This window comes from Streptomyces sp. NPDC057136 (assembly GCF_042670885.1).
Lineage (GTDB): Bacteria > Actinomycetota > Actinomycetes > Streptomycetales > Streptomycetaceae > Streptomyces.
This window is the reverse complement of record NZ_JBHUUV010000026.1, coordinates 55,831-76,234: the sequence shown is the minus strand read 5'-3', so window position 1 is coordinate 76,234 and position 20,404 is coordinate 55,831. Positions and strand designations below refer to the sequence as shown.

Below are 20,404 nucleotides of genomic sequence, written 5' to 3'. Positions count from 1 at the left end.
CCTCACCCGGGTCCGGCTTTGTCCTCAATCGCCGGACGGGCTGATAGGCGCCCCGGACAGGCTTGGCTTCGCCCTATGAGCAGGGGCAAAACCAAGCCCGTCCGGCGATTGAGGACGTCCCCTCACACCGCGTCGGCCAGGAGCAAGGTGTGGATGCGGTCCGGGGCGCCCGGGCGGGCGTAGTACCAGCCCTGGGCCGTGTCGCAGCCGAGCTGCCGGAGCTGCTCCGCCTGGGCGCCGGTCTCCACGCCCTCCACTGTCACGGCCAGATTCAGGCTGTGGGCGAGCGAGACGATCCCCTCGACGATCTTCAGGTCGACCGGGTCGGCCGGGTGCTGCTGCATGCCCTGCGTGAACGAACGGTCGAGCTTGAGCACGCTCACCGGCAGCCGCCGGAGATTCGCCAGGTTCGAATAGCCCGTACCGAAGTCGTCGAGCGCTATATCGACGCCCATCTCCGCGAGTTGCCGCAGCGGCTTGAGGAGATCGTCGTCGGCGCCGATCAGCGCCGACTCGGTGACCTCCAGGCAGAGCGCGCCCGGCTCGAGACCGGAACGCTCCAGTACGTCCACCGTCTCGGCGACCAGCCGGGGGTGGTGCAACTGGGTCGGCGAGAGGTTGACGTTGATCCGCAGCGGGCCGCCGTCACTGTGCCGTTCCTGCCAGAAGTTGGCCTGCTTCACGGACTCCTCCAGCACCCACCGCCCCAACGGCACGATGAGACCGGTGTGTTCGGCGAGCGGAATGAAGCGGTCGGGGCCGAGCACACCGTGCTGCGGATGGCACCACCGCACCAGCGCCTCCGCGCCGTGCACGCTGCCGTCGCCGAGGTGCACCAGGGGCTGGTACTCGATGAAGAACTCGCCCCGGTCCAGCGCCGCAGGCAGCGCGGTGGTCAGCCCGTGCCGGGTGATCGCTCGGGCGTCGGCCTCCGCGTCCGCGAGCTCGAAGCGGTTGCCGCCGGCCGACTTGGCCCGGTACATCGTGATGTCGGCGCTGCGCAGCACCTCGGCGGCGGTACGTGCACCGGCGGCCGGTCCTTCGACCACGCCGATGGAGCCCCGTACGGTCAGCTCGCGGCCGTCGAGCCGGATCGGCGTGGCCAGCACCCCGAGGATCCGGCAGGCCAGCTCGTCGATCTCGTCCTCGGTGTGCGGCCCGGTGGTCAGGGCCACGAACTCGTCGCCGCCGAGCCGCGCCACCATCTCGCCCGGTGCGGTCGCACAGCTCTGCAGCCGGTCCGCGACCTCGACGAGCAGCCGGTCCCCCGCCGCGTGGCCCAGACTGTCGTTGATCGCCTTGAAGCCGTCGAGGTCGAGGTAGCAGAGCCCGAAGCGGGTTCCGCCCTTCGCCGCGAGCGTCTTCTCCAGCCGCTCGAAGAACAGGGTCCGGTTGGGCAGCCCGGTGAGCGCGTCATGGGTGGCCTCGTAGCGCAGCCGCAGGTTGAGCAGCCGGCGCTCGGTGGTGTCCTCCATGAGCGCGAGCTGGTATTCGGGCCGGCCCTCGGAGTCGCGCAGCAGCGACACCGTGAGGTTGGTCCACAGGACGGTGCCGTCGTTGCGGTAGTAGGGCTTCTCGACGTGATAGTGCTCGCGTTCGCCGCGTACCAGCTCGTTGTAGTACTTCCACACGTGCGGTGAGTCCTCGGGGTGGACCCACTCGTTCACCTTGTGGCTGCGGACGTGGTGTTCGAGGCCGCCGAACATCCGGGTGAGGGTGTCGTTGACCTCCAGGATGTTGCCGTCCAGGTCCGCGATACCGATGCCGATCGCCGCGTCCTTGAACACGGCGCGGAACCGTGCCTCGGTCGCGTGCAGGGCGTGTTCGGCGTGGGAGCGGGCGGTGAACGCCGAGCGGGCGATGGCCTCCTGTTCGGAGAGGGTCCGCTCGCGCAGCGCCAGCGTGAATCCGCCGGCGAGCGCGTGCTGCATCCGCGCGCAGCGGGCCCGGCTGTCCTCGGTCGAGAGCTCCAGCGGTCCGTTGCCTCCGCAGTAGAGCACCAGGTACGAGTCGATGACGCCGAGCGTCGAGCTGAGCGCGTCCGGGTCCGTGCAGTGCGCGGCGACGAGCGCGGCCCCGACCCGGTGTGCGGGCGCCGGGTCGAAGGGCCGTGCGTGCAGGATCTCGTTCAGCTCGCGTGCCAGCGGCAGCAGATGCTGTTCGAACTCCTGGCGTGTCATGGAGGTGGCCGTGGACGGAAAGATCGCCCGGCTCCAGATCGTGGCGAATCTTCGGAGCCGGCCCTCGGGACCGTCCGGTTCCGCGTCCGGGGCTCCGGACGCCTGGGCGGGGATGCTCACGCCTTGCGTCCCACTCCTGCGAAGCCCGAGAAGGCGAACGGGTCTTCCTGGCCCTCCACCACGGGGGTGTCCGGACGCCAGTCGGGCATCGAGACGAGGCCGGGGTCGACCATCTCGTACCCCTCGAAGAAGCGGCTCACCTCGGCGCGTGACCGCATGACGAGCGGGTTGCGGATGGTGCGGTAGACGTCGACCGTGCCGCCCGCCTCGGCCTCGGTGAGCGGTATCCCCTCGTACGAGGCGTGGGTCATGACGAGCAGGCTGCCGGGGGCGAGTGCCTCGCGCAGTTCGGCGACTGCGGCGTACGGGTCGTCGGCGTCCTCGACGAAGTGCAGTACCGCGACGAGGAGCAGCGCGACCGGCTGGTCGAAGTCGAGGAGTCCGGCGATCTCGGGGTTCTTCAGGATGTCCTGGGGGCGGCGCAGATCGGCGGCGGCGATCACGGTGTTCCCGACGCCCTCCAGCACCGCCTGGCTGTGTGCGACGGCGACCGGGTCGTGGTCGACGTACGCCACCTTGGCCCCGGGGTCGGCGGCCTGGGCGACTTCGTGAACATTGCCGAAGGTCGGAATGCCGGAACCGATGTCCAGAAACTGGCTGATGCCCTCAGTTGCGGCGTACTGCACGGCCCGGCGCATAAAGGCGCGATTCGCCTGCATGATCTTGGGAAGGCCCGGCATGAACTCCATGGCCTTACGGGCCGCTTCCCGGTCCACCTCGAAATTGTGCGATCCGCCCAGATAGAAGTCATACATGCGGGACACGCTCGGCACCGAAATGTCAATGCCCTGCGGTGCCCAGGCGGGACGCTCCATCGATGTCTCCAACAAGTCGCCACGGCGATCCGGCCATGTTCATGGTCAGTGTTGACCAGAGGCTACTGATCGACCGCCAAGAGAGCGAGCGGAAACGGAAATTCGCGGTCCGTTATTGGTCACACACCAGGAGCATGTGCGGCGGTCCGTCGCTGCGGGTGAACATTCAGCGACGGACCGGCACACCGGGCGCGCGGATTCTCCTACTTGGGCGCTCCGACCAGTTTCGCGTCGGGCGACACCGCGTACCATGTCCCCCCGACGCCCTGCCCGTTGGTGTCTCCGGGGTTGGCGTCGCCGGAGAAGGTGTAAATCGGCCAGCAGTCGAGCGTCTGTTGCTTGATACCGTCGGGCCGGTCGAAGGTGACAAAGCCCTTCGTGGTGATCCCCTCCACCTCATTCTTCGCCACCGGGTCGACTGCGGGCCACTTCTTGAGGCAGTCACCCGTGCAGGCTGATTTCATGGGCCACGCGGTGTCCTTCTTGAACCGGTAGACCGTCATACCGCGCTTGTCGACGACGATGTCCCCGAGTTTCGGGTCCTTGCGGACCGAAAGCCCCGCGAGGTCCGCAGGCTCCGCTTCGCCGCCCTCTTCGGCGTTCACCGCGGCCTTCTTCCCGTCCGGCGCGGCGGCGAACCACGTCCCGCCGACACCCTGCCCGTTGGCGTCTCCCGGGCCGGTGTCCTTGGCGTACCGGTACATCGGCCAGCCCGCGACGGTGAGTTGCTTTGTCCCGTCGGCGCGCACGACCTCTCCGAGCAGTGCGGCATCGGTGCCTGCGGCGGCCACGGCATTGCCTGCGGGCACGACAGGCCAGGTCTTCGCACACTCGCCCTCGCAATTCGATGCGGGCGGACTCGCGGTGTCCTTGTCGAAGCGATAGAGCGTGAAGCCCGCACTGTCGGTGAGCACCTTGCCCAGACTCTTGCTGTCCCACACGGCGAGCTGCCCGGCCTCCTTGGGCGCGGCGGCTTCCCCTCCGGCCTCCGAGCCGTAGCCGCCGTCGGAGCCGTATCCGCTGTCGGCCGGCTGCTCGCCGGGGACGGCGTTGCCCACGACCTGGCCGTTCGGCGTGGCGGGGCCCTTCTCCTGACCGCACGCCGTCGTCAGCGCGAGCAGGGCCGTCGCCGTCACCGCGAGCGAGGCGTTGCGCCAGGTGTTCATGTCGACTCCCGTTGTCCTTATGCCGGTTGCGACGCGAGTCCGCGTCGTTCATGGCCCTAGGTACGGGCGGCCGGTCCCTCCGTGTTCAACCGGTCGCGCAGAAAGTTTCCCCGCCCGCAAACGCGAACCGAACAAGATCCCCACCATCAGGGGAATGCTCGTCCGCCCTGGCGTGTCCGGCCTCGGCCGGGTCCATGCTCCCGTCGTGTACGGATCTCGCATCGGGCGGCTCTCGGCAGCCGCCGCCCTCGTATGGCTGTGCGCGGTGCCCGTGCCCGCGACCGGTGACAGTTGCGCGGTCGCCTCCATCGGGCAGGGCGACGGCAGTTCGTCGGTCGCCGTGGCGGGCGGGGGGAGTTGCACGGCGGTCTCGGAACCGCCACCGCCACCGCCACCGCCTCCTCCACCGCCCCCGGAACCACCGCCACCCCCTCCTCCGGAGCCGCCACCACCGCCTCCGCCGCCCGCTCCCCCGCCTCCACCGGCCCCGGAGCCACCACCGCCGCCTCCTCCCCCGCCGCCCCCGCCCCCGGCCCCCGCGCCGCCGGAACCGGAACCCTCGCCGCCGCCCCCGTCCGCACGCCCTGAGCCCCCGCCGCCCAAGCCGGTGGCGATCCCCACCTACCGCAAGGCCACCCGTAAAGCACCGCGCAGCGGCCCGTCCCTGGTCTCGCTCACCCTGCTGATCACCGCACCCGCGGTATTCGCCGTCGCCGTCCTGCGTCCGCGCTCGTCCCGTTGATCCACGGAGATACCCATGTCGGAATGGCTTGTTCTGACCATTGCCATGGCCTCGGCCTGCGCTGTTGTCCTCACCATCGCGGTCCTCAACAACCGGCGTATCGGCGAGGACGACGACCCGTCCGAGACACCGGACGTCATCGAGTACATGACGATGATGATCGGCGTGGTGTACGCGATCGTGCTCGGCCTCGCTATCGCGGGCGTCTGGGAGGGGCGCAGCGCGGCCCAGGAGTCCGTACGCCTGGAGGCCCAGGCCCTGCACGAAGTGAGCGCACGGTCCTCCGTCTATCCGGTCGAGGTCCGCGACCGTATCCGCACCGATGTCGATGCCTATGTCACCTATGTGGTCGTCGACGAGTGGAAGGCCATGACCGAGACGGGGAGCCTCACCGAGCGGGGCACCCAGCTGCTGGACCGCGTACGGGCCGATGTCACGGACTACCGGCCGAAGACCGACCACGAGGGGCAGGCGTATCAGCCACTGGTGGACCAGGTGGCCGCGGCCGATGACGCACGCGGCTCCCGGGGGCAGAGCGCGGGCGCGACGATGCCCGGGGTGGTGTGGTTCGGCCTGATCACCGGAGCGATGGTCACGGTGGGGCTGATCTTCACGCTGCAGATCCGCAGAACGTTCCGCGAACTGTTGCTCGCGGGCCTCTTCAGCGTGCTGATCGCCTTCCTGCTCTTCCTGATCTGGGACTTCGACTCACCCTTCGGACGGGGCATCTCGGCCACCACCGCACCGTTCGTCGATCTGTTCCCGCACGCCACCGGCGGATAGCCGCCAGGCCGCCGACGCGCCCCCGGCCGACACCTCTCCGGTGCGCCGGCCGGGGGACAAGGCTGCCCCATTCGCCGGACCCCGATCGCGGGCGGTATGAGCCACTTCTAGCGTTTCGGGCATCGAGGTGCATTTCTGCTGTTTTGTGGAACCGTTCCGCAACTGCTCCTCGGGGACCCGGAGGATTCACCATGCGCGCGATACGTGTCGCACCCGTTGCCCTGCTCGGATCCGTCGCTCTCTCCCTGACGGCTCCGGCCACGGCCGCATACGCCGTTTCGGACAGCACGACCAAGCCCTTCACCCCGTCGGTCACCCCCTCGGCGATCGCGCCGGGCGGCCAGGTCACCCTGGGCGCCATGGGGTGCGATCGGGCCGCGACTGCATCGTCGGGCGTGTTCGACACGACGACGATCCCCAGTGGGCAGTCGGCCACGGCCACGGTCGACTGGGACGCCAAGCGGGGTGCCGTCTACCAGGTGACGTTCAACTGCGGCGGCACCGTACGAATGGCCAGCCTGACCATCACCGGCGGCGCGACTAGCACACCTACGAGAACGCCCACGACGACTCCGACCGCCACTTCCACCGCGCTCGCCCCCAGTGGTGTGCAGGGTGGTCTGGGTGGCAGCGTCGACGGCATCGACGCCGGCGAGATCGCTGCGGGTACCGCCCTGGTGCTCGCTGCCGCAGGCGGCACCGTGTATGTCATGCGCAGGCGGCGAGGCAGCCACTGACCGGCATGAACCGCCGGACGCACGACAGTCGCCCCGAGTCCTGATCCAGGACTCGGGGCGACAGTTGTATCGGGCCGGGCGGGAGGTTCGACGCCTTAGACCGCCGCATGGCCGGTCCGTCGACGGCGGACGATGAAGACGGCGCCGCCGATGGCCGAGGCGGCCACCAGTCCACCACCGATCTGCATCTCGATCGAGTTCGGCCCCATGGAGCCGCCGAGACCACCCTGAGCGCCCTGACCGGCGAGCACAGTGAACCTGTGCGTGGCGATCACATCGCTGTCATTGCACTTCACCGACAGGTTGTACTGCCCAGGGGTCGCGCTGTCCCGGATGCGCGCGGTGGCGAACCCCGTCCGGCCCTCCGACAGCCGCACCGTCGGGAATGCGTTCGACGAAACCTCGCCGCCCGCGCGACCACAGCCCTCTGCGCTGACCTGCAAGGTGGCGCCCTGGTGGACCGAGGACGGGTTGACGGTGACATTGGTCGGGCCTCTGCCCTGACTGCCACCCGCGGCAGCCAGCGGGGCAGCCAGCCCGATGGTCACGAAAGCGGTCGCGGTGACCGCGAAAGCGCGTGAAGCACGCATCGTTGAACCTCCAGCGGGAAGCGCCCCGGAGTCATGTCCTCCGGGATGGATCGATGGATACGCGTCCCACGACGAACACTCACCAGATCTTCCGGTTGTCGCACTTCGGCACTGCTCCACCCTGGTGAGCCGACACGCCGTGCGGAGACCCCCGAACCTGACGGAGCCGCAGGTCACAGACTGTCAGAAGTATTATCTGCTCATTACTCCGAAGAGTCCGATCCGGGGCCGCCCGGGGTGAACGCCGCGGCGGCTGCGCATCCGGCCGCCACCCGTTCGCCCTTCCCTGATCGCCGCCACCGCGCCCCGCACTTAGCGTTCCAATCGTCGCGACGAAGGGAGAACCATGGGCCGGGACCACTGGGGAGCCAAGCGGACCAGACGCGCGCCGTGGGGAGCGATCGCCCTGGTGCTGCTCACGGGCCTCGCCCTCATGCGGAACGGCACCGATATCGCCGCGGGGCCACCGCAGCCCGCTGCGGCCGCCTCGCTGAAGGAACGTCAGGACCCCGCGGCGGCGCCACTCGTAAGCGAGCCCGTCCAGCCGCTGCCGTACGCGCCCGCCGCCCGCGTGAAGATCGGCTCGATCCAAGTGGACGCACCGATGATCGATGTGAACCTGGGCCCGGACGGCTGGATCGAGGCACCTCCCCCGCAGGACCCCAACCTCGCGGGCTGGTACCAGAACGGCATCTCGCCCGGCCAGCGGGGCACCGCCGTGGTCGTCGGCCATGTCGACAACATGTCCGGGCCGGCCGTCTTCTACGGGCTGGGCTCGACCGAGAAGGGGCAGCACATCGAGGTGACCCGCTACGACGGCCGGGTCGCTGTGTTCGAGGTGTACGGGGTCGACGTCTTCGCCAAGAACGACTTCCCCGGAGCCCGGGTGTACGGGGACACGGGCCATGCGGAGCTCCGGGTCATCACCTGTGGCGGCGGCTACTCCAAGGCCGGCGGGTACGACGGGAACGTGGTCGTCTTCGCCCGGATGGTCGCGACGCGCTGAATGGTACGAGCGCGCGGCGGCCGCCGCCGCGCGCTCACCTGCCGCCCTGCGCTCACCTGCGGAGCGGAACCGTGATGCGGTAGCCGTCGGCGAGCAGTTCGGGCAGATACCGGCGCAGAGCGGCGACGCTCTGCGAACGGTCACCGCCCGAGTCGTGGGACAGCACCACGACGCCGGGTGCCGCACCGTCCAGGACCCGGCTGACGATGATGTCGGTGCCCGGCGCGGTCCAGTCGAGGGTGTCGACGGTCCAGGCCAGGGGTTCCATGCCCAGGGCTGCGCTGATCTCGAACGAGTTACGGTTCCATGCCCCGTACGGCGCCCGGTACCAGAGCGGCGCTTCGCCGAGCGTCTTCTCGACGATGTCGCTGGTACGGCCCAGCTCGTCGCGGATACCGGCCCGGGACAGCCCGGTGATCAGCGGGTGGGACCAGGAGTGGTTGGCGACGATATGCCCGTCGGCCGCCATCTCGCGCAGCAGGTCCTGGTTGTCGACGGCCATCTCGCCGCAGACGAAGAACATCGCACGGACCCGGTGCTCGCGCAGGGTGGCCAGGATGCCCGGGGTGTACCGGGGATCGGGGCCGTCGTCGAAGCTGAGCACCATGGAACGCCCGAGGTCCGGCAGCTCCTCCAGCGGCCTCGTGCGAACGGCCGGCGCCGGTCTTCGGAACCGGGGCGGCGTGTGGGCCGTCATGGGCTGGAGGCGGTACGTCGAGGGCCTCGCCCGTGCTTGTGCGGGCGGCGCTGCGGCTCCCGCGGGCAGCGCGCCACCGGGGCGGACGGGCGTGGCGGCGGGGTCCGCGGCGATCAGGTGCACGGCGGTGGCGGCTCCGAGACCGAGGGCGAGCCGGAGCAGTGTGCGTCGTTCCAGGGGCTGCTGATCGGATTTCATGACCAACTGCTCGCACGGCTGTCCACCCGCTCGCACCCCCGACACCGTGAGCGAGTCGTTTTGCACCCGATGGGACCAGCGAACCACCGCTGACCGGCGGCCCTTCGGGGGCTGCGGTGCGACCAGGAGAGGCTCCCGCGAGGGGAGCCGATAGCCTCACTGCCGTGACAGACCAGCAACGCCATCAGTTCGAACGTGGCACTGACGGCCCCAAAGTGATCGTCGCGGGCATCGACGGATCCGAGTCCTCCATGCGCGCCGCCGCCTACGCGGCCGGACTGGCCCGACGGCAGAACGCCATGCTCGCCCTCGTCTACGTCCAGCCGGTGATGCCCGCCGGGGCGGCGTTCGGGGCGCCGGTCGCCGAAGTCACCGGCGAGGTCGCGGAGAGCCTGGTGAACGAGATCCGCGAGTCGACGGAGCGGCTCAAGGACATATGGAACGTGCGGTGGGAGTTCCACACCTTCCGCGGCGATCCGTACAACGGTCTTGTCAGCGCGGCCGACGAGCTGAAGGCGGACGCCGTCGTGGTCGGGGCGTCGGAGTCGGCCGGGCACCGGTTCATCGGTTCGGTGGCCGTCCGGCTGGTGAAGGCCGGCCGCTGGCCGGTCACCGTCGTCCCGTAACGGCATACGGCGCCGGGGCGGCGCGGGCGGCCCGCCGGTAGCGAGCGCTCGCGCCGCCGTTCCTCACGCGCTCTGCTCGATCGACTTCTGGAACTCCCCGGCCATGCGGTCCAGGCCCTTGGAGTGCCACTCGGACCAGAACGGCTTCCACTCGCTGATCTTCTTGCGGCCGCTGACGATGTCGTTGACCAGGTCGGTGGCCTCGGTGGACATCCGTCCGTAGTGCTCGGTGTACGCGTCGGAGTAGTGCCCGACGGTCGGGTTGGCTATCGCCGTCTCGGTGAGCTTCTGCTCGACCTCGTAGATCGTCTGCACGTCCTGCGGCCCCTGGGTGCCGGGGAAGAGCGAGGGCTGGAGCACGAAGGGGGCGATCGTGGCGGTGGACAGGCCGCTGTGGAGCCCTTCGACCTGTTGTTTGCCCTTCTTCGTACGCTGCGGGAAGCCCTTGGCGTCGTAGGTGAAGTCGACTCCCTCCGTACCGAACTCGACGAACTCGCGCTCCTTCGTTCCGTACGGCGCGGCCAGGTAGTCGAGGAGGCCGAGCAGCATGCGTACGCGCTTCTCGTCGCCCTTCTTGATGGCCGTGTAACCGATCGTGCCCAGGTGGTAGTGGTGGTTGGGCTGCCCACCCCCGGCGGCGAACGGAATCATGATCTCGGCGCCGAGCGACGGGTCATTGGTACGGAGGTTGGCGCGGCCGCCCGAGGGGTTGGCGAACACCACGGCACCGATGGTGCCCTGGGCCATCTTCAGATAGGCGTCGGCCATCTTCGGGTTGCCCGGATAGAAGACGCCGGCCTTCTTGAGCCCGAGGACGAAGTTCAGGGCCTCCATGTACTCGTCGGTCTCCTGGAACCAGGTGAGCGAACCGTCCTTGTTCAGCCGCCACTTGTTGGGGGCCCCGTAACACTGGCTGAGTACGCTCACGGCGTTGACGTAGATCGGTTCCAGCGCCCACACCTTGCCGCCGGTGACCTCCTTGCACTTGGACAGGAACTCTTCGGGGCTGGTCGCGGAGAGCCCGCCCGCCTTCTCCCAGACCTTGGGGTTGCCGCCGTAGACCTGCCCGAACGCGGGGTAGGGGCTGGGCGCTCCCCAGATCTTGCCGTTGACGACGGCGGTCTTCCAGTGGGCGGGGGTCATAGCGGCGAGGTTCGGGTAGTCCTTGACCGCGTCGCCCGAGACGTACTCGGTGATGTCGGCGCACTTGGCCTCGAGCAGTTCGGCGATGTGCTGAATGCCCTGGTTCGGCGGTATCCACATCAGGTCGGGCAGCTCGCCGCCCGCGACCGTCGCGGAGAACTTCTCCTCGTAGCCGGGGTCGGTGCCCAGGATCGCCGAGAGGTCGAGGTTCAGCTCTTTGTTGAGCTTCTGCCAGTGCGGGTTGGAGCCCTTGGGGAGCGGCGGCTGCGTCCAGATCTCGGTGAGCACCGTGACCTTCGAGCCGTCGCCCGGTGCCTTCGCGACGCTCTGGATCAGTTCCTTCGGGTAGGAGAGGAAGCCTGCCGAGAGCCCCTTCGCGTTCGCCGGAAGGTCGGGGGTGACCTTGGTGAAGGGGACGTACGAGGGCAGTTTCACCTTGGCCGAGGCCGCTTCGCCCTTCTTGGCCGCTGGCGATCCGCAGCCGGTGAGCGCGGTGGTGGCCGCGCCCGCCGCGACCGCGGTGCTCAGGCTCAGGAAGGTGCGTCGGGACATGCCTGTCATGGGGAATCTCCGCAACGGGATGAGGGGTACGGAACGGGGAGGGGCGTGGGTCAGCCCTTGATGGCGCCGGTGAGGACGCCCTTGGTGAAGTACTTCTGGAGGAACGGGTAGAGCATCAGGATCGGGATCAGCGCGAGCATGACCACCGCCATGGAGATCGACTGCTGCGGCGGCATATGGGCCACGCCGAGCTGGTCGGCGGCAATCTGCTTGTTCTGCACGACGTAGGTGCGCAGGAGCAGCTGGATCGGCCACTTGCCGGAGTCGTTGAGGTAGAGCATCGCGTTGAAGAACGCGTTCCAGTACGTCACCGCGTAGAAGAGGCCGACGACGGCGATGACACCTTTGGAGAGCGGGAGGACGATCCGGGTCAGGATGCGCCAGTCCCCCGCGCCGTCGATCCGGGCGGCCTGGTAGAGCTCCTCGGGGATGTTCATGAAGAACGCCCGCATCACGACCAGGTTGAACGCGTTGACCAGGCCGGGCAGGATCAGCGCCCAGTAGGAGTCGAGCATGCCGAGCTGCTTGACCATGACGTACATCGGGATCATGCCGGGTGCGAAGAGCAGGGTGAACAGGACCAGCAGCAGGACGGGTTTGCTGCCCGGCACACCGCGCTTGCTCAGCGCGTAGGCCAGGGCGATGGTGGTGAGCAGCGAGAGTGCCGTACCGACCGCGGTGATCAGCACGCTGACGGTGACCGCCCGGGTGACCAGTCCCCCGGAGAGGATGGTGCGGTACGCCTGGAGGGTCGGCTCGGTCGGGAAGAGGACGAAGCCGCCCGCCGCCGTGATCTCTTCGCGGGAGGCGAGGCTGGTGGAGAGGACGACCACGAAGGGCACCATCATCACGATCACGACGACGGTGATGACGAGGGCCTTGGCGGTCGAGCCGAGCCGGGTGGGCGGTTCTTCCCAAGCGGGGCGGCGGTCTGCCGGCCGAGGCTTCAACAGGGGCATTCCGATGCTCATTTGCTGTACACCCCTTGCTCTCCGAATGCGTGGGCCAGCCGGTTGGCACCCCAGATCATCAGGGCGCCGACGACGCCCTTGACCAGGCCGGCGGCGGCCCCGATGCCCCAGTCGCCGTAGACGACGCCGTGGTAGTAGACGTAGGTGTCGAGGACCTCGGCGGCCCTGGCGCCGACGGCGTCGCGCTGGAGCAGGAACTGTTCGAAGCCGACGGACAGTACGTCACCGAGGCGCAGGACCAGCAGCATGACCGTGACGCCGCGCACGGCCGGCAGCGTGATGTGCCACATCCGGCGCCACCGTCCGGCGCCGTCGACGGCTGCGGACTCGTACAGGCTCTGGTCGACGTTGGCGAGCGCCGCGAGGTAGATGATCATGCCCCAGCCGATGTCCTTCCAGATCACCTGCGCGGTGATCAGCATCGGGAAGGTGGAGGGGTCGTCCATCACGTCGAGGGGGGATAGTCCCTGATCGCGCAGGAAGTTGCTGATCAGGCCCGCGCCGCCGAGGACCTGCTGGAAGAGGGCGACGACCAGCACCCACGAGATGAAGTGCGGAAGGTAGACGACGCTCTGGACGAACTTCTTGACGCGGGTGCTGACCAGGCTGTTGATGAGCAGCGCCAGGGCCAGCGGCGCGGGGAAGAAGAAGATCAGCTGGAGCGCGGCGAAGGCCAGTGTGTTGCGTACCGACTCCCAGAACGCGGGGTCGGCGAAGGTCTCCTGGAAGTTGGCGAGGCCGACCAGGGGGCTCTCCTTGAAGCCGATGAAGGGCTGGTAGTCCTGGAAGGCGACGATGTTGCCCAGCATCGGCACATAGAAGAAGACGGCGAAGAAGAGCAGGCCCGGCGCCATCAGGGCGAGCATCACCCAGTTGTTGCGCAGCCGGACCCGAAGGGGTATCCGCCGCAGGGGCGGCAGTCCGCCGGGGGCCTTGGAGCCCTTGGGGTCTTTGGGGTCTTTCGGGTCTTTCGGTGGCGAGGCAGCCCGGGGGCTGGTGGCTGTTACAGGGGATGTCACACGTTCTCCCTGGCCTGGCGGCATGACGGGGGCCTGACGGCACGGCGAGTTTAGAAACCAACTTTCGGAAAAGAGTGGCCACATCATCGAATCGCCGCAGGCTCACGTCAACAGCCAATCAGTCCTGAGAAGTTGGACTTTTCTGCGCACCGTGCTCGATGTGTTCCAATGCCAGCCGGGCTGCCCCGATTGCGGTCGATTCCTCTCCAAGTGCGGAGATCTGTACAGCCGGTGCATACGGGCAGCGGGCGGCGAGCCGTTCGGCGAACGGCTCACTGAGCAGCGCTCCCGCCCGTGAGATGCCGCCACCGAGCACCACCGCCTGCGGGTCCAGTACGGCCACGTGCCGTGCCAGGCTGTCGGCCAGGGCTTCGGCGAAGGCACGCAGGGTGTAGCGGGCGCCCCCGTCGCCCGCCGCCGCGGCCGTCACCACGGCCCGGGCGGCGTTCTCGCGGGTAGGCTCCCCGTCGCCCCGGTGCCCGGCGAACCAGTCGAGCAGACGCTGATAGGAGAGCGCCCAGCCGTCGTCGGAGACCATCTCCCCCGCCGCCCCGTTGTAGCCCCGGTGCAGGTCACCGCGGAGCCAGAGGCCGATACCGAGCCGGTTGCCGATGTAGAGATAGACGCAGTCCGGCACTCCGACCGCCACTCCGGTGGTGCATTCGGCGAGGGTCGCCAGCTGGATGTCGTTGCCCACGACGACCCGGCCGCGACCGGCGCCGGCCAGCTCGTGGGCCAGGTCCAGACCCGTCCAGCCGGGCAGCGAGTCACTCTCGGCGACCCGTCCCCCGGTGTCCACCATGCCGCTCGTGCCGATGCCGGTGGCGAGCGGGACGACCCCGGCCGCCGCCGGCTGCGCCAGACAGCCGGCGATCGCCCTGCGTACCGCGTCCAGCCGTTCCCGCGCCGGAAGTTCGGGGGTGACGGCGATCCGTTCCGTGGCGACCGTGCGGCCGAGCAGATCGGCGGCCAGGACCAGGACCTTGTGGGCTCCGATGTCGACGCCGAGGACGTGCCCGGCCTCGGCCCGGAAGCGGAATCGCCGCGCCGGGCGCCCCACGGACCCGCTGTTGGCCCCCAGTTCCACGAGGCGGCCCTCGCGCAGCAACTGGGCGGTGAGGTCCTGTGCCGTCGGCCGGGACACCCCGATCAGCCCGGCGAGTTCCGGCACGGTGACCTCGTCGCGCTCCCGTACGACCCTCAGCGCCGCGGCCGCGTTCAGCCGGCGCAACAGCGAGGCGTCCCCACCCCGGTCCATGGCAGCTCCCTTGACAGCGTGATCGTCGGCTCCCCATGGTGTCCCATGGCAATTGAGCAACTTACCTAATAAATAGCGCCCTTGAGGGAGTGCGGAGATGGCTCAGCAGGATCGGCATCCCGAGCTGGAGTGCGGGCTCGGTTCATGGGACAACGAGGCCTACGGCAATCACCGGATGCTGGTCCGCGTGACCTCGGGCCGTGAGGTGGTGGGGGCCGAGCTGCCCTGGAGGCGCACCGATCCGGACCCGCGCTCCGTCGATGTGCTGGTGCTCGCCCCGTCGGGCCGCCGGATTCGCAACACGGTGCCGGTGGAGGTGACGGCCGAGCGCGGCCGGATCGCCTTCGAGCCGGTCGAGGGCCCCGGCACGTACGCCGTGCACTATCTGCCGTACGCGCACACCGGCCGCCCCTACTATCCGCAGGCCGCCTACCGGCAGCCCACCCCGACAGCCGATCCCGGCTGGGTGCACCGCTGCGGGCTCCAGGACCCGGAGCGCGGCTGGCCCCGCCTCGAACGGGCGGAGACCTTCCGTTACGAGGCGGTGAGCGCCGTCGACTCGTTCGCACCGCTGGGCTTCGCGGCCACCGAAGAGGAGCGCGTGGCGCTGACGGCCGCGCATCCGCACGAGCCGTTCCTGCTCTTCGGCGAGGACCGGGCACACCCGCTCGGCCGGATCGGGCGGTTGCCCGCGCGCTGGGCGAGGTCGGCGCCGTTCGGCGCCTTCTCCGGGGCCGCGGCGCTCGGCGAGTTCTATGTGCTCCAGAGCGGGATTCACGCGGTGGCGGCGCTGGAGGAGGTCACCGCGGAGGTCCGCGGTCTGCCGTTCCCGTCCCGCTGCCTCAGCACAGGGGGCACCGACGCGCGCGGCCTGCGCTTCGAAAAGCGGATCGATATCGGTGCCGGGCGGGTGCACGCGCTCTGGTTCGGGCTCGACGTGCCGCAGGACGCCGAGCCCGGTGCGTACGAGGGTGAGATCGCCGTGCGCGCCCGGGGCACGGCGGAACGGGTGCTGCCGCTGCGCATCACCGTCGGTCCGGAGAGCGTCGCCGATCACGGCGCCGGGGAGCCTGCGCGGCTGGCCCGGCTGCGGTGGCTCGACTCGACGCTCGGCCAGGACGACGAGGTGGTGGCGCCGTTCACCCCGGTGAAGGCCCAGGGGCGCCGGCTGGAGATCCTCGGGCGATCCGTGGAGCTGGGCGACGACGGCCTGCCGCACCGCCTCACCTCCTCGTTCACACCCCGGGTGACCGGCACCGAGGGCCCGGAGCAGGAGCTGCTCGCGGCCCCGGTGACTCTCACCGTCGGCCGCCCCCTCGACCGGGGGTCGCTGACGCTCGACCAGCCGGGCCCCGCCCGGGTCCGCTGGTCCACCACGGCGACCGGGCCGGGCCTGCGGCTGCGGACCGAGGGCGAGCTGGAGGCCGACGGCTTCCTCGTCGTACGGGCGACCCTGGAGGCCACCGAGGCGCTCGACACGGAGGTCCGGCTCGATGTGCCGCTCCATGCCGGGATCGCGCGGTACGCCATGGGCCTGGGGCTGCCGGGGCAGAACTGCCCGGACTCCTTCGACTGGAGCTGGGACACCCCGACCCGTAATCAGGACGCCCTCTGGCTCGGCGCGCCGTCGGCCGGACTTCAGCTGTCACTCCGCGACGAGCACTACACCCGCCCGCTCAACACCAACTACTACCGCGAGAAGCCGCTGGTCACGCCGCGTTCGTGGGCCGGGGACGGGGACGGCGGCATCCGGCTGCGTACCGCTGACGGCGTACGGACCCTGACCGCGTTCAGCGGGCCGCTGCGGCTCGCCGCCGGGGAGCGCCGCCGCTTCGAACTGCGGCTGCTGCTCACGCCGTTCAAGCCGCTCCAGCCCGCGCGCCGACTGACCGACCGCTACTACCACGCGTACGCGTCCCCGGCGGAGGTCGCCGCGTACGGTGCCAACGTCGTCAATCTGCACCACGCCACTCCGCCCAACCCGTACATCAACGACCCGCTGCTCGCCGCCGACGTACTGCGCGCCTACACGGAGGACGCCCACCGGCTCGGCATCCGCGTCAAGGTGTACGACACCGTGCGCGAACTGACCCGGCACACACCCGAGCTGCCCGCGCTGGCCTCGTTCGGGGACGAGGTCCTCGCGCCGGGGCCCGGCGGCGGGCACGCCTGGCTGCGCGAGCATCTGGGCACCGACTACGTGCCGGGGTGGGTGGCATCGGACGTCGGGGATGTAGCCGTGGTCACCTCGGGCGACTCCCGCTGGCACAACTCCTATGTGTGCGGGATCGACCGGCTGCGGCAGCGGATCGGCGTCGACGGGCTGTACCTCGACGACGTGGCGTACGACCGGACGACGATGAAACGGGTACGCAAGGCCCTCACCGGGCCGGGCTCCACCCCGCCGGTCATCGATCTGCACTCCTGCAACCAGTACCGGGAGCCGGACGGTTTCGCCTCCAGCGCCAATCTGTACGCGGAGCTGATGCCGTACACCGACCGGCTCTGGCTCGGCGAGCTCTTCGACTACGAGAACACGGACCCGGCGTACTGGCTGGTGGAGCTGTCCGGGATTCCGTTCGGTCTGATGGGCGAGATGCTGGAGGGCGGTGGCAACCCGTGGCGCGGGCTGGTCTTCGGGATGACGGCGCGGGCCCCGATGACGGATGTGCGCCCGCTGTGGCGGGCCTTCGACGCACTGCGGCTGCCGGAGGCAGAACTGACAGGCTGGTGGGCGGACACGGCGCCCGTCTCCACCGGACGTGCCGATGTCCTGGCCTCCACCTGGGAGGGTCCCGGCGGGACCGTCACCGCGCTGGCCTCGTGGGCGGCGCAGCCGGTGGAGTGCGTGCTGACGGCGGCCGGCGGACCGGTGGCGGCGTACGCACCGGCGATCGAGGGCTTCCAGCCGGAGCGGACCTTCGCGGCGGGTGAGCCGGTCCCGGTCGCCCCGGGACGCGGCTGGCTGCTCACGATGGAGTTCGCTTCCGTCACTTCCCCATGAGGAGTCCGTCCTCGGCCGCACCACGGCCGAGGACGACGTCGCGGATACGGTCGCGTACCTCGCGGTGATGGTCGGCGCCTCCGTCGATGGCGGTGTTGAGATTGACGACACGGCCGGCGGTGGTGTCGAACCACTGGGGGACGAACTCGGCCTTCTCCACCGTCCAGCGCTTCCCCGGTTCCCTGGGCGGCGCGAAGGTGAAGCGGCCCAAGGAGCTCTGGTTGCCGCGCGGGTCCTGGGCACCCTCGTAGTTGATCATCGCCCCGGCGATCTGGTCGCCCATGCCGTAGATGATCCAGGTGCCGTTGACCTTCTCGTACGCCTGCGGGACATGGGCGTGCGTGCCGAGGATCAGGTCGATGTCCGGGCGGCCCGCGGAGGTGGCGGCGGTGAGCTGCCGGCCGAGGGTGAGCTGCTTCTCGTCGGGTTCGTCCTGCCACTCGGTGCCCCAGTGCAGGGAGACGGCCACCACGTCGGCGCCCGCCCTCCGGGCCGCCCGCGCGTCGGCCACGATCTTCTGTTCGTCGATCAGGTTGACCGCCCAGGGCTGCCCTTCCGGCAGCGGCACGTCGTTGGTGCCGTAGGTGTAGGCGAGATGGGCGACCTTGGCCGCGTGCTTGCCCGTGCCCGCCTTCAGGAAGGTGGGGCGGGCCGCCTCGGCGGCGGAGCGGGCGGAGCCTGCGTGCGCGATGCCCTCCTTGTCGAGGGCGTCGAGGGTGCGGCGGATGCCGCCCGCCCCGTCGTCGAGCGTGTGGTTCGACGCGGTGGAGCAGGAGTCGAATCCGGTGGCGCGCAGGCCCTGCGCCACCTCGGGCGGCGATGTGAAGGAGGGGTAGCCGGTGTAGGGGCCACCGTCCTCCCCGTACACCGTCTCCATGTGACAGATCGCCAGGTCCGCCCGGGAGACGACGGGTGCGGCGCCCTTGAGCATCGGGCGGAAGTCGTAGCCCGGGCCACCGGTGTCCGCCGCTGCCCGGTCGATGACCGAGGAGTGCGGCAGGATGTCACCGGAGGCCACGAGCGTGAAGGCGCGTGCCTTGTCGGCGGCGACGCCGCCCGCCCCCTGGCCGGCCTCTCCGGCGGCCGTCTGCCGCCCGGCCTCCCCCGGGGCCGGCTGCCCGCTGCACGCTGTTGCCGCGGCGAGCAGCACGGTGACGGCGGCCACCGTGCCTTTTCGGATGCGCTTCGTCATCTGCCCGGCTCCCAGTTCGACTCATTTCGGACAACTGACTACACATATAGTCATACCGCCGAGTCAAGGATCAACGGCTCGCGCCCCCCTGAATCGGTCGTATCGCCGCCGTCCGACCGTTCACCGCACCACTCGCCGCTCCGTGCGACCGCTCGTCGCAGACCTCGGTGCACTGCCTGTTCCTCCAGGCCCGAATGCGTTCGTATACGGCAGGCGGCAGCGAGGCGGCAGGGGCCTCTCCGGGAAGGGACGGGACGTTCACCATGACCATGACCACGACGAAGACCGGCGAGCGGGCCCTCGCGGATCTGCAGCGGGAGCACGGCCCCGCGCTGTTCCACTTCCTGCTGGGCCTGACCTTCGGCGACCGGCAGCGTGCGGAGGATCTGCTCCAGGAGACGCTGGTACGCGCCTGGCAGCACCCGGAGGCGTTCGACGCCCCCTACGACTCGATGCGCCCCTGGCTCTTCACCGTCGGCCGGCGCCTCGCCATCGACGCCCGCCGGTCACGCCTGGCCCGTCCGGCGGAGGTGAGCGACGCCGTGCTGGAGAGCGCCCCCGCACCGCAGGACACCGCGGACTCGGCGGTCCGCGCGCTCGATGTGCGCGAGGCGGTGAAGACGCTCAGCCCGGAGCACCGCGCGGTGCTGGTGCAGATCTACTTCCGCGGCATGAGCGTGGGCGAGACGGCGCAGGAGCTCGGCATACCCGCGGGCACCGTCAAGTCCCGTTCGTACTATGCGCTGCGACTCCTGTCCCGCAGTCTGCCCGGCTACTCCAGCAAGTCCTCCTCGTTGAGCAGGCCGAGCATGGCCGACGCCTCCGCGACCTCGACATAGGCGCCCGCACAGCCGTCACAGTGCTGAAGATGCCGGGAGACCCTGACGCATTCCCCGGCGGCCAGCGCATCCAGCACGTACGCGCCGAGCAACTGCCGCACATGCGGGACCTCGGCACGGTCGGCGGTCATCTCAACCTCGCATCTCCTGAACGAACTTGCTCTTCTGCCCACGCGAGGCATGCGCCCCCGGTTCAATGCTCCGTGAAGCCCTGCTGCCGAGTATGGAAAGAGGCGAGGCGGGATGCATCCGGAACGCACGGATGGGACAGGTGGGGGCGGGCTGCTGATCCCGATGGCCTGGCTGTACGCCGAGTACCTCGCGGATGAAGTGCTGCTGACCGGCGATCTCATGGAGCCGACAACACTGGAATACCGCGCCGGGCGGGATGCGCTCGCTCTGACGATCTTCCTGTCCGACGGGGCGGTGGCCGACGCGCTGCCCGCCGCCCGGGTGGACGAGTTACGGCTGCTGACGGCGTACGGAACGGCCTGGCGGCAGTGGATCTGCGAGCGCCTCGACGAGCTGGACCGGCGGGCAGCTCCCGGCAGCCCGCCGGACCCCGGTCTCACGCTGGCGCGTGCGGCCTGGCGGTGGCTGGAGGAGACCGAGCTGCTCGCCGCGGATCTCGACACGATCGGCGCGCCGTCCTGGGCGCCGCCGGGCCGCGCGGAGGAGGAGGCCGCTCAGGTGTGGACTCCGGCGTGGCAGCTCGGACTGCCGCTGGGCCATCTGGCCGTCCACCTCTACTGAAGGC

Annotated in this window: 20 protein-coding genes; 9 read left to right on the top strand and 11 right to left on the bottom strand. The window is 69.8% G+C overall.

The annotated features are described in order from the left end of the window. Positions 1-122 precede the first annotated feature (122 nt). The 3 genes from ACFT7S_RS26860 to ACFT7S_RS26850 form a co-directional block, all read right to left on the bottom strand. Positions 123-2,300 (bottom strand): putative bifunctional diguanylate cyclase/phosphodiesterase, encoded by a 2,178-nt coding sequence (locus tag ACFT7S_RS26860; RefSeq protein WP_382736113.1) that lies wholly within the window; start codon positions 2,298-2,300, stop codon positions 123-125. Further along, positions 2,297-3,115: an SAM-dependent methyltransferase gene (locus ACFT7S_RS26855; RefSeq protein WP_382736111.1), complete on the bottom strand. Its 819-nt coding sequence runs from the start codon at positions 3,113-3,115 to the stop codon at positions 2,297-2,299. Before ACFT7S_RS26855 ends, ACFT7S_RS26860 begins: the two co-directional genes overlap by 4 nt. Before the next feature lie 203 nt (positions 3,116-3,318). Then, entirely contained in the window at positions 3,319-4,281 is a 963-nt protein-coding gene (locus tag ACFT7S_RS26850) for an SCO0930 family lipoprotein (protein ID WP_382736109.1), read from the bottom strand. 357 nt (positions 4,282-4,638) lie between these two features. On the opposite strand from ACFT7S_RS26850, the gene ACFT7S_RS26845 reads away from it, so the two are divergent. The 4 genes from ACFT7S_RS26845 (at position 4,639) to ACFT7S_RS26830 (ending at position 6,543) form a co-directional block, all read left to right on the top strand. Next, positions 4,639-4,869 (top strand): hypothetical protein, encoded by a 231-nt coding sequence (locus ACFT7S_RS26845; protein ID WP_382736107.1) that lies wholly within the window; start codon positions 4,639-4,641, stop codon positions 4,867-4,869. Positions 4,870-4,888: 19 nt separating this feature from the next. Further along, positions 4,889-5,023 (top strand): hypothetical protein, encoded by a 135-nt coding sequence (locus tag ACFT7S_RS26840; RefSeq protein ID WP_382736105.1) that lies wholly within the window; start codon positions 4,889-4,891, stop codon positions 5,021-5,023. 15 nt (positions 5,024-5,038) lie between these two features. Then, on the top strand, positions 5,039-5,806 hold the full coding sequence (locus ACFT7S_RS26835) for a hypothetical protein (protein ID WP_382736103.1): 768 nt from the start codon (positions 5,039-5,041) through the stop codon (positions 5,804-5,806). A 191-nt stretch (positions 5,807-5,997) separates the two neighbouring features. Continuing rightward, on the top strand, positions 5,998-6,543 hold the full coding sequence (locus ACFT7S_RS26830; RefSeq protein WP_382736101.1) for a hypothetical protein: 546 nt from the start codon (positions 5,998-6,000) through the stop codon (positions 6,541-6,543). Positions 6,544-6,638: 95 nt separating this feature from the next. Here the strand turns inward: ACFT7S_RS26830 and ACFT7S_RS26825 are convergent, their stop codons facing one another. Next, positions 6,639-7,133 carry a hypothetical protein gene (locus ACFT7S_RS26825; protein WP_382736099.1) on the bottom strand — a complete coding sequence of 165 codons (495 nt, stop codon included), beginning with the start codon at positions 7,131-7,133 and terminating at the stop codon, positions 6,639-6,641. Between the two features lie 346 nt (positions 7,134-7,479). Between ACFT7S_RS26825 and ACFT7S_RS26820 the strand changes: the two genes are divergently transcribed. After that, complete coding sequence (locus tag ACFT7S_RS26820) at positions 7,480-8,139, top strand: class F sortase (protein WP_382736097.1); 660 nt, start codon at positions 7,480-7,482, stop codon at positions 8,137-8,139. Positions 8,140-8,191: 52 nt separating this feature from the next. Here ACFT7S_RS26820 and ACFT7S_RS26815 read toward each other — a convergent pair whose 3' ends face one another. Continuing rightward, on the bottom strand, positions 8,192-9,034 hold the full coding sequence (locus ACFT7S_RS26815) for a polysaccharide deacetylase family protein (protein WP_382736096.1): 843 nt from the start codon (positions 9,032-9,034) through the stop codon (positions 8,192-8,194). 164 nt (positions 9,035-9,198) lie between these two features. On the opposite strand from ACFT7S_RS26815, the gene ACFT7S_RS26810 reads away from it, so the two are divergent. After that, positions 9,199-9,660 carry a universal stress protein gene (locus ACFT7S_RS26810; RefSeq protein WP_382736094.1) on the top strand — a complete coding sequence of 154 codons (462 nt, stop codon included), beginning with the start codon at positions 9,199-9,201 and terminating at the stop codon, positions 9,658-9,660. Positions 9,661-9,723: 63 nt separating this feature from the next. On the opposite strand, the gene ACFT7S_RS26805 is transcribed toward ACFT7S_RS26810, so the two are convergent. From ACFT7S_RS26805 to ACFT7S_RS26790, 4 genes are all read right to left on the bottom strand, one after another. Further along, positions 9,724-11,364 carry a hypothetical protein gene (locus tag ACFT7S_RS26805; protein WP_382736092.1) on the bottom strand — a complete coding sequence of 547 codons (1,641 nt, stop codon included), beginning with the start codon at positions 11,362-11,364 and terminating at the stop codon, positions 9,724-9,726. A 50-nt stretch (positions 11,365-11,414) separates the two neighbouring features. Continuing rightward, positions 11,415-12,335 (bottom strand): carbohydrate ABC transporter permease, encoded by a 921-nt coding sequence (locus ACFT7S_RS26800; RefSeq protein WP_382736090.1) that lies wholly within the window; start codon positions 12,333-12,335, stop codon positions 11,415-11,417. Beyond that, positions 12,332-13,378, bottom strand: a complete 1,047-nt coding sequence (locus ACFT7S_RS26795; protein ID WP_382736088.1) for an ABC transporter permease — start codon at positions 13,376-13,378, stop codon at positions 12,332-12,334. Before ACFT7S_RS26795 ends, ACFT7S_RS26800 begins: the two co-directional genes overlap by 4 nt. 94 nt (positions 13,379-13,472) lie before the next feature. Beyond that, positions 13,473-14,612 carry an ROK family protein gene (locus ACFT7S_RS26790; protein ID WP_382736086.1) on the bottom strand — a complete coding sequence of 380 codons (1,140 nt, stop codon included), beginning with the start codon at positions 14,610-14,612 and terminating at the stop codon, positions 13,473-13,475. Positions 14,613-14,709: 97 nt separating this feature from the next. On the opposite strand from ACFT7S_RS26790, the gene ACFT7S_RS26785 reads away from it, so the two are divergent. Continuing rightward, entirely contained in the window at positions 14,710-17,616 is a 2,907-nt protein-coding gene (locus ACFT7S_RS26785) for a glycoside hydrolase domain-containing protein (RefSeq protein ID WP_382736084.1), read from the top strand. On the opposite strand, the gene ACFT7S_RS26780 is transcribed toward ACFT7S_RS26785, so the two are convergent. After that, positions 17,603-18,808 (bottom strand): CapA family protein, encoded by a 1,206-nt coding sequence (locus ACFT7S_RS26780; protein ID WP_382736082.1) that lies wholly within the window; start codon positions 18,806-18,808, stop codon positions 17,603-17,605. The two genes, ACFT7S_RS26785 and ACFT7S_RS26780, sit on opposite strands and share 14 nt — an antisense overlap. 269 nt (positions 18,809-19,077) lie before the next feature. Between ACFT7S_RS26780 and ACFT7S_RS26775 the strand changes: the two genes are divergently transcribed. Continuing rightward, a complete protein-coding gene (locus ACFT7S_RS26775; protein ID WP_382736080.1) occupies positions 19,078-19,647 on the top strand; it encodes a sigma-70 family RNA polymerase sigma factor in 570 nt (189 codons plus the stop codon). Here the strand turns inward: ACFT7S_RS26775 and ACFT7S_RS26770 are convergent. Continuing rightward, the gene (locus ACFT7S_RS26770) at positions 19,581-19,778 is read right to left on the bottom strand and encodes a zf-HC2 domain-containing protein (RefSeq protein ID WP_382736078.1); all 198 of its coding nucleotides are present in this window, start codon (positions 19,776-19,778) and stop codon (positions 19,581-19,583) included. The genes ACFT7S_RS26775 and ACFT7S_RS26770 overlap by 67 nt on opposite strands. Before the next feature lie 112 nt (positions 19,779-19,890). Here ACFT7S_RS26770 and ACFT7S_RS26765 point away from each other — a divergent pair, with 112 nt between their 5' ends. After that, positions 19,891-20,400, top strand: a complete 510-nt coding sequence (locus ACFT7S_RS26765) for a hypothetical protein (protein ID WP_382736076.1) — start codon at positions 19,891-19,893, stop codon at positions 20,398-20,400. Positions 20,401-20,404 lie beyond the last annotated feature (4 nt).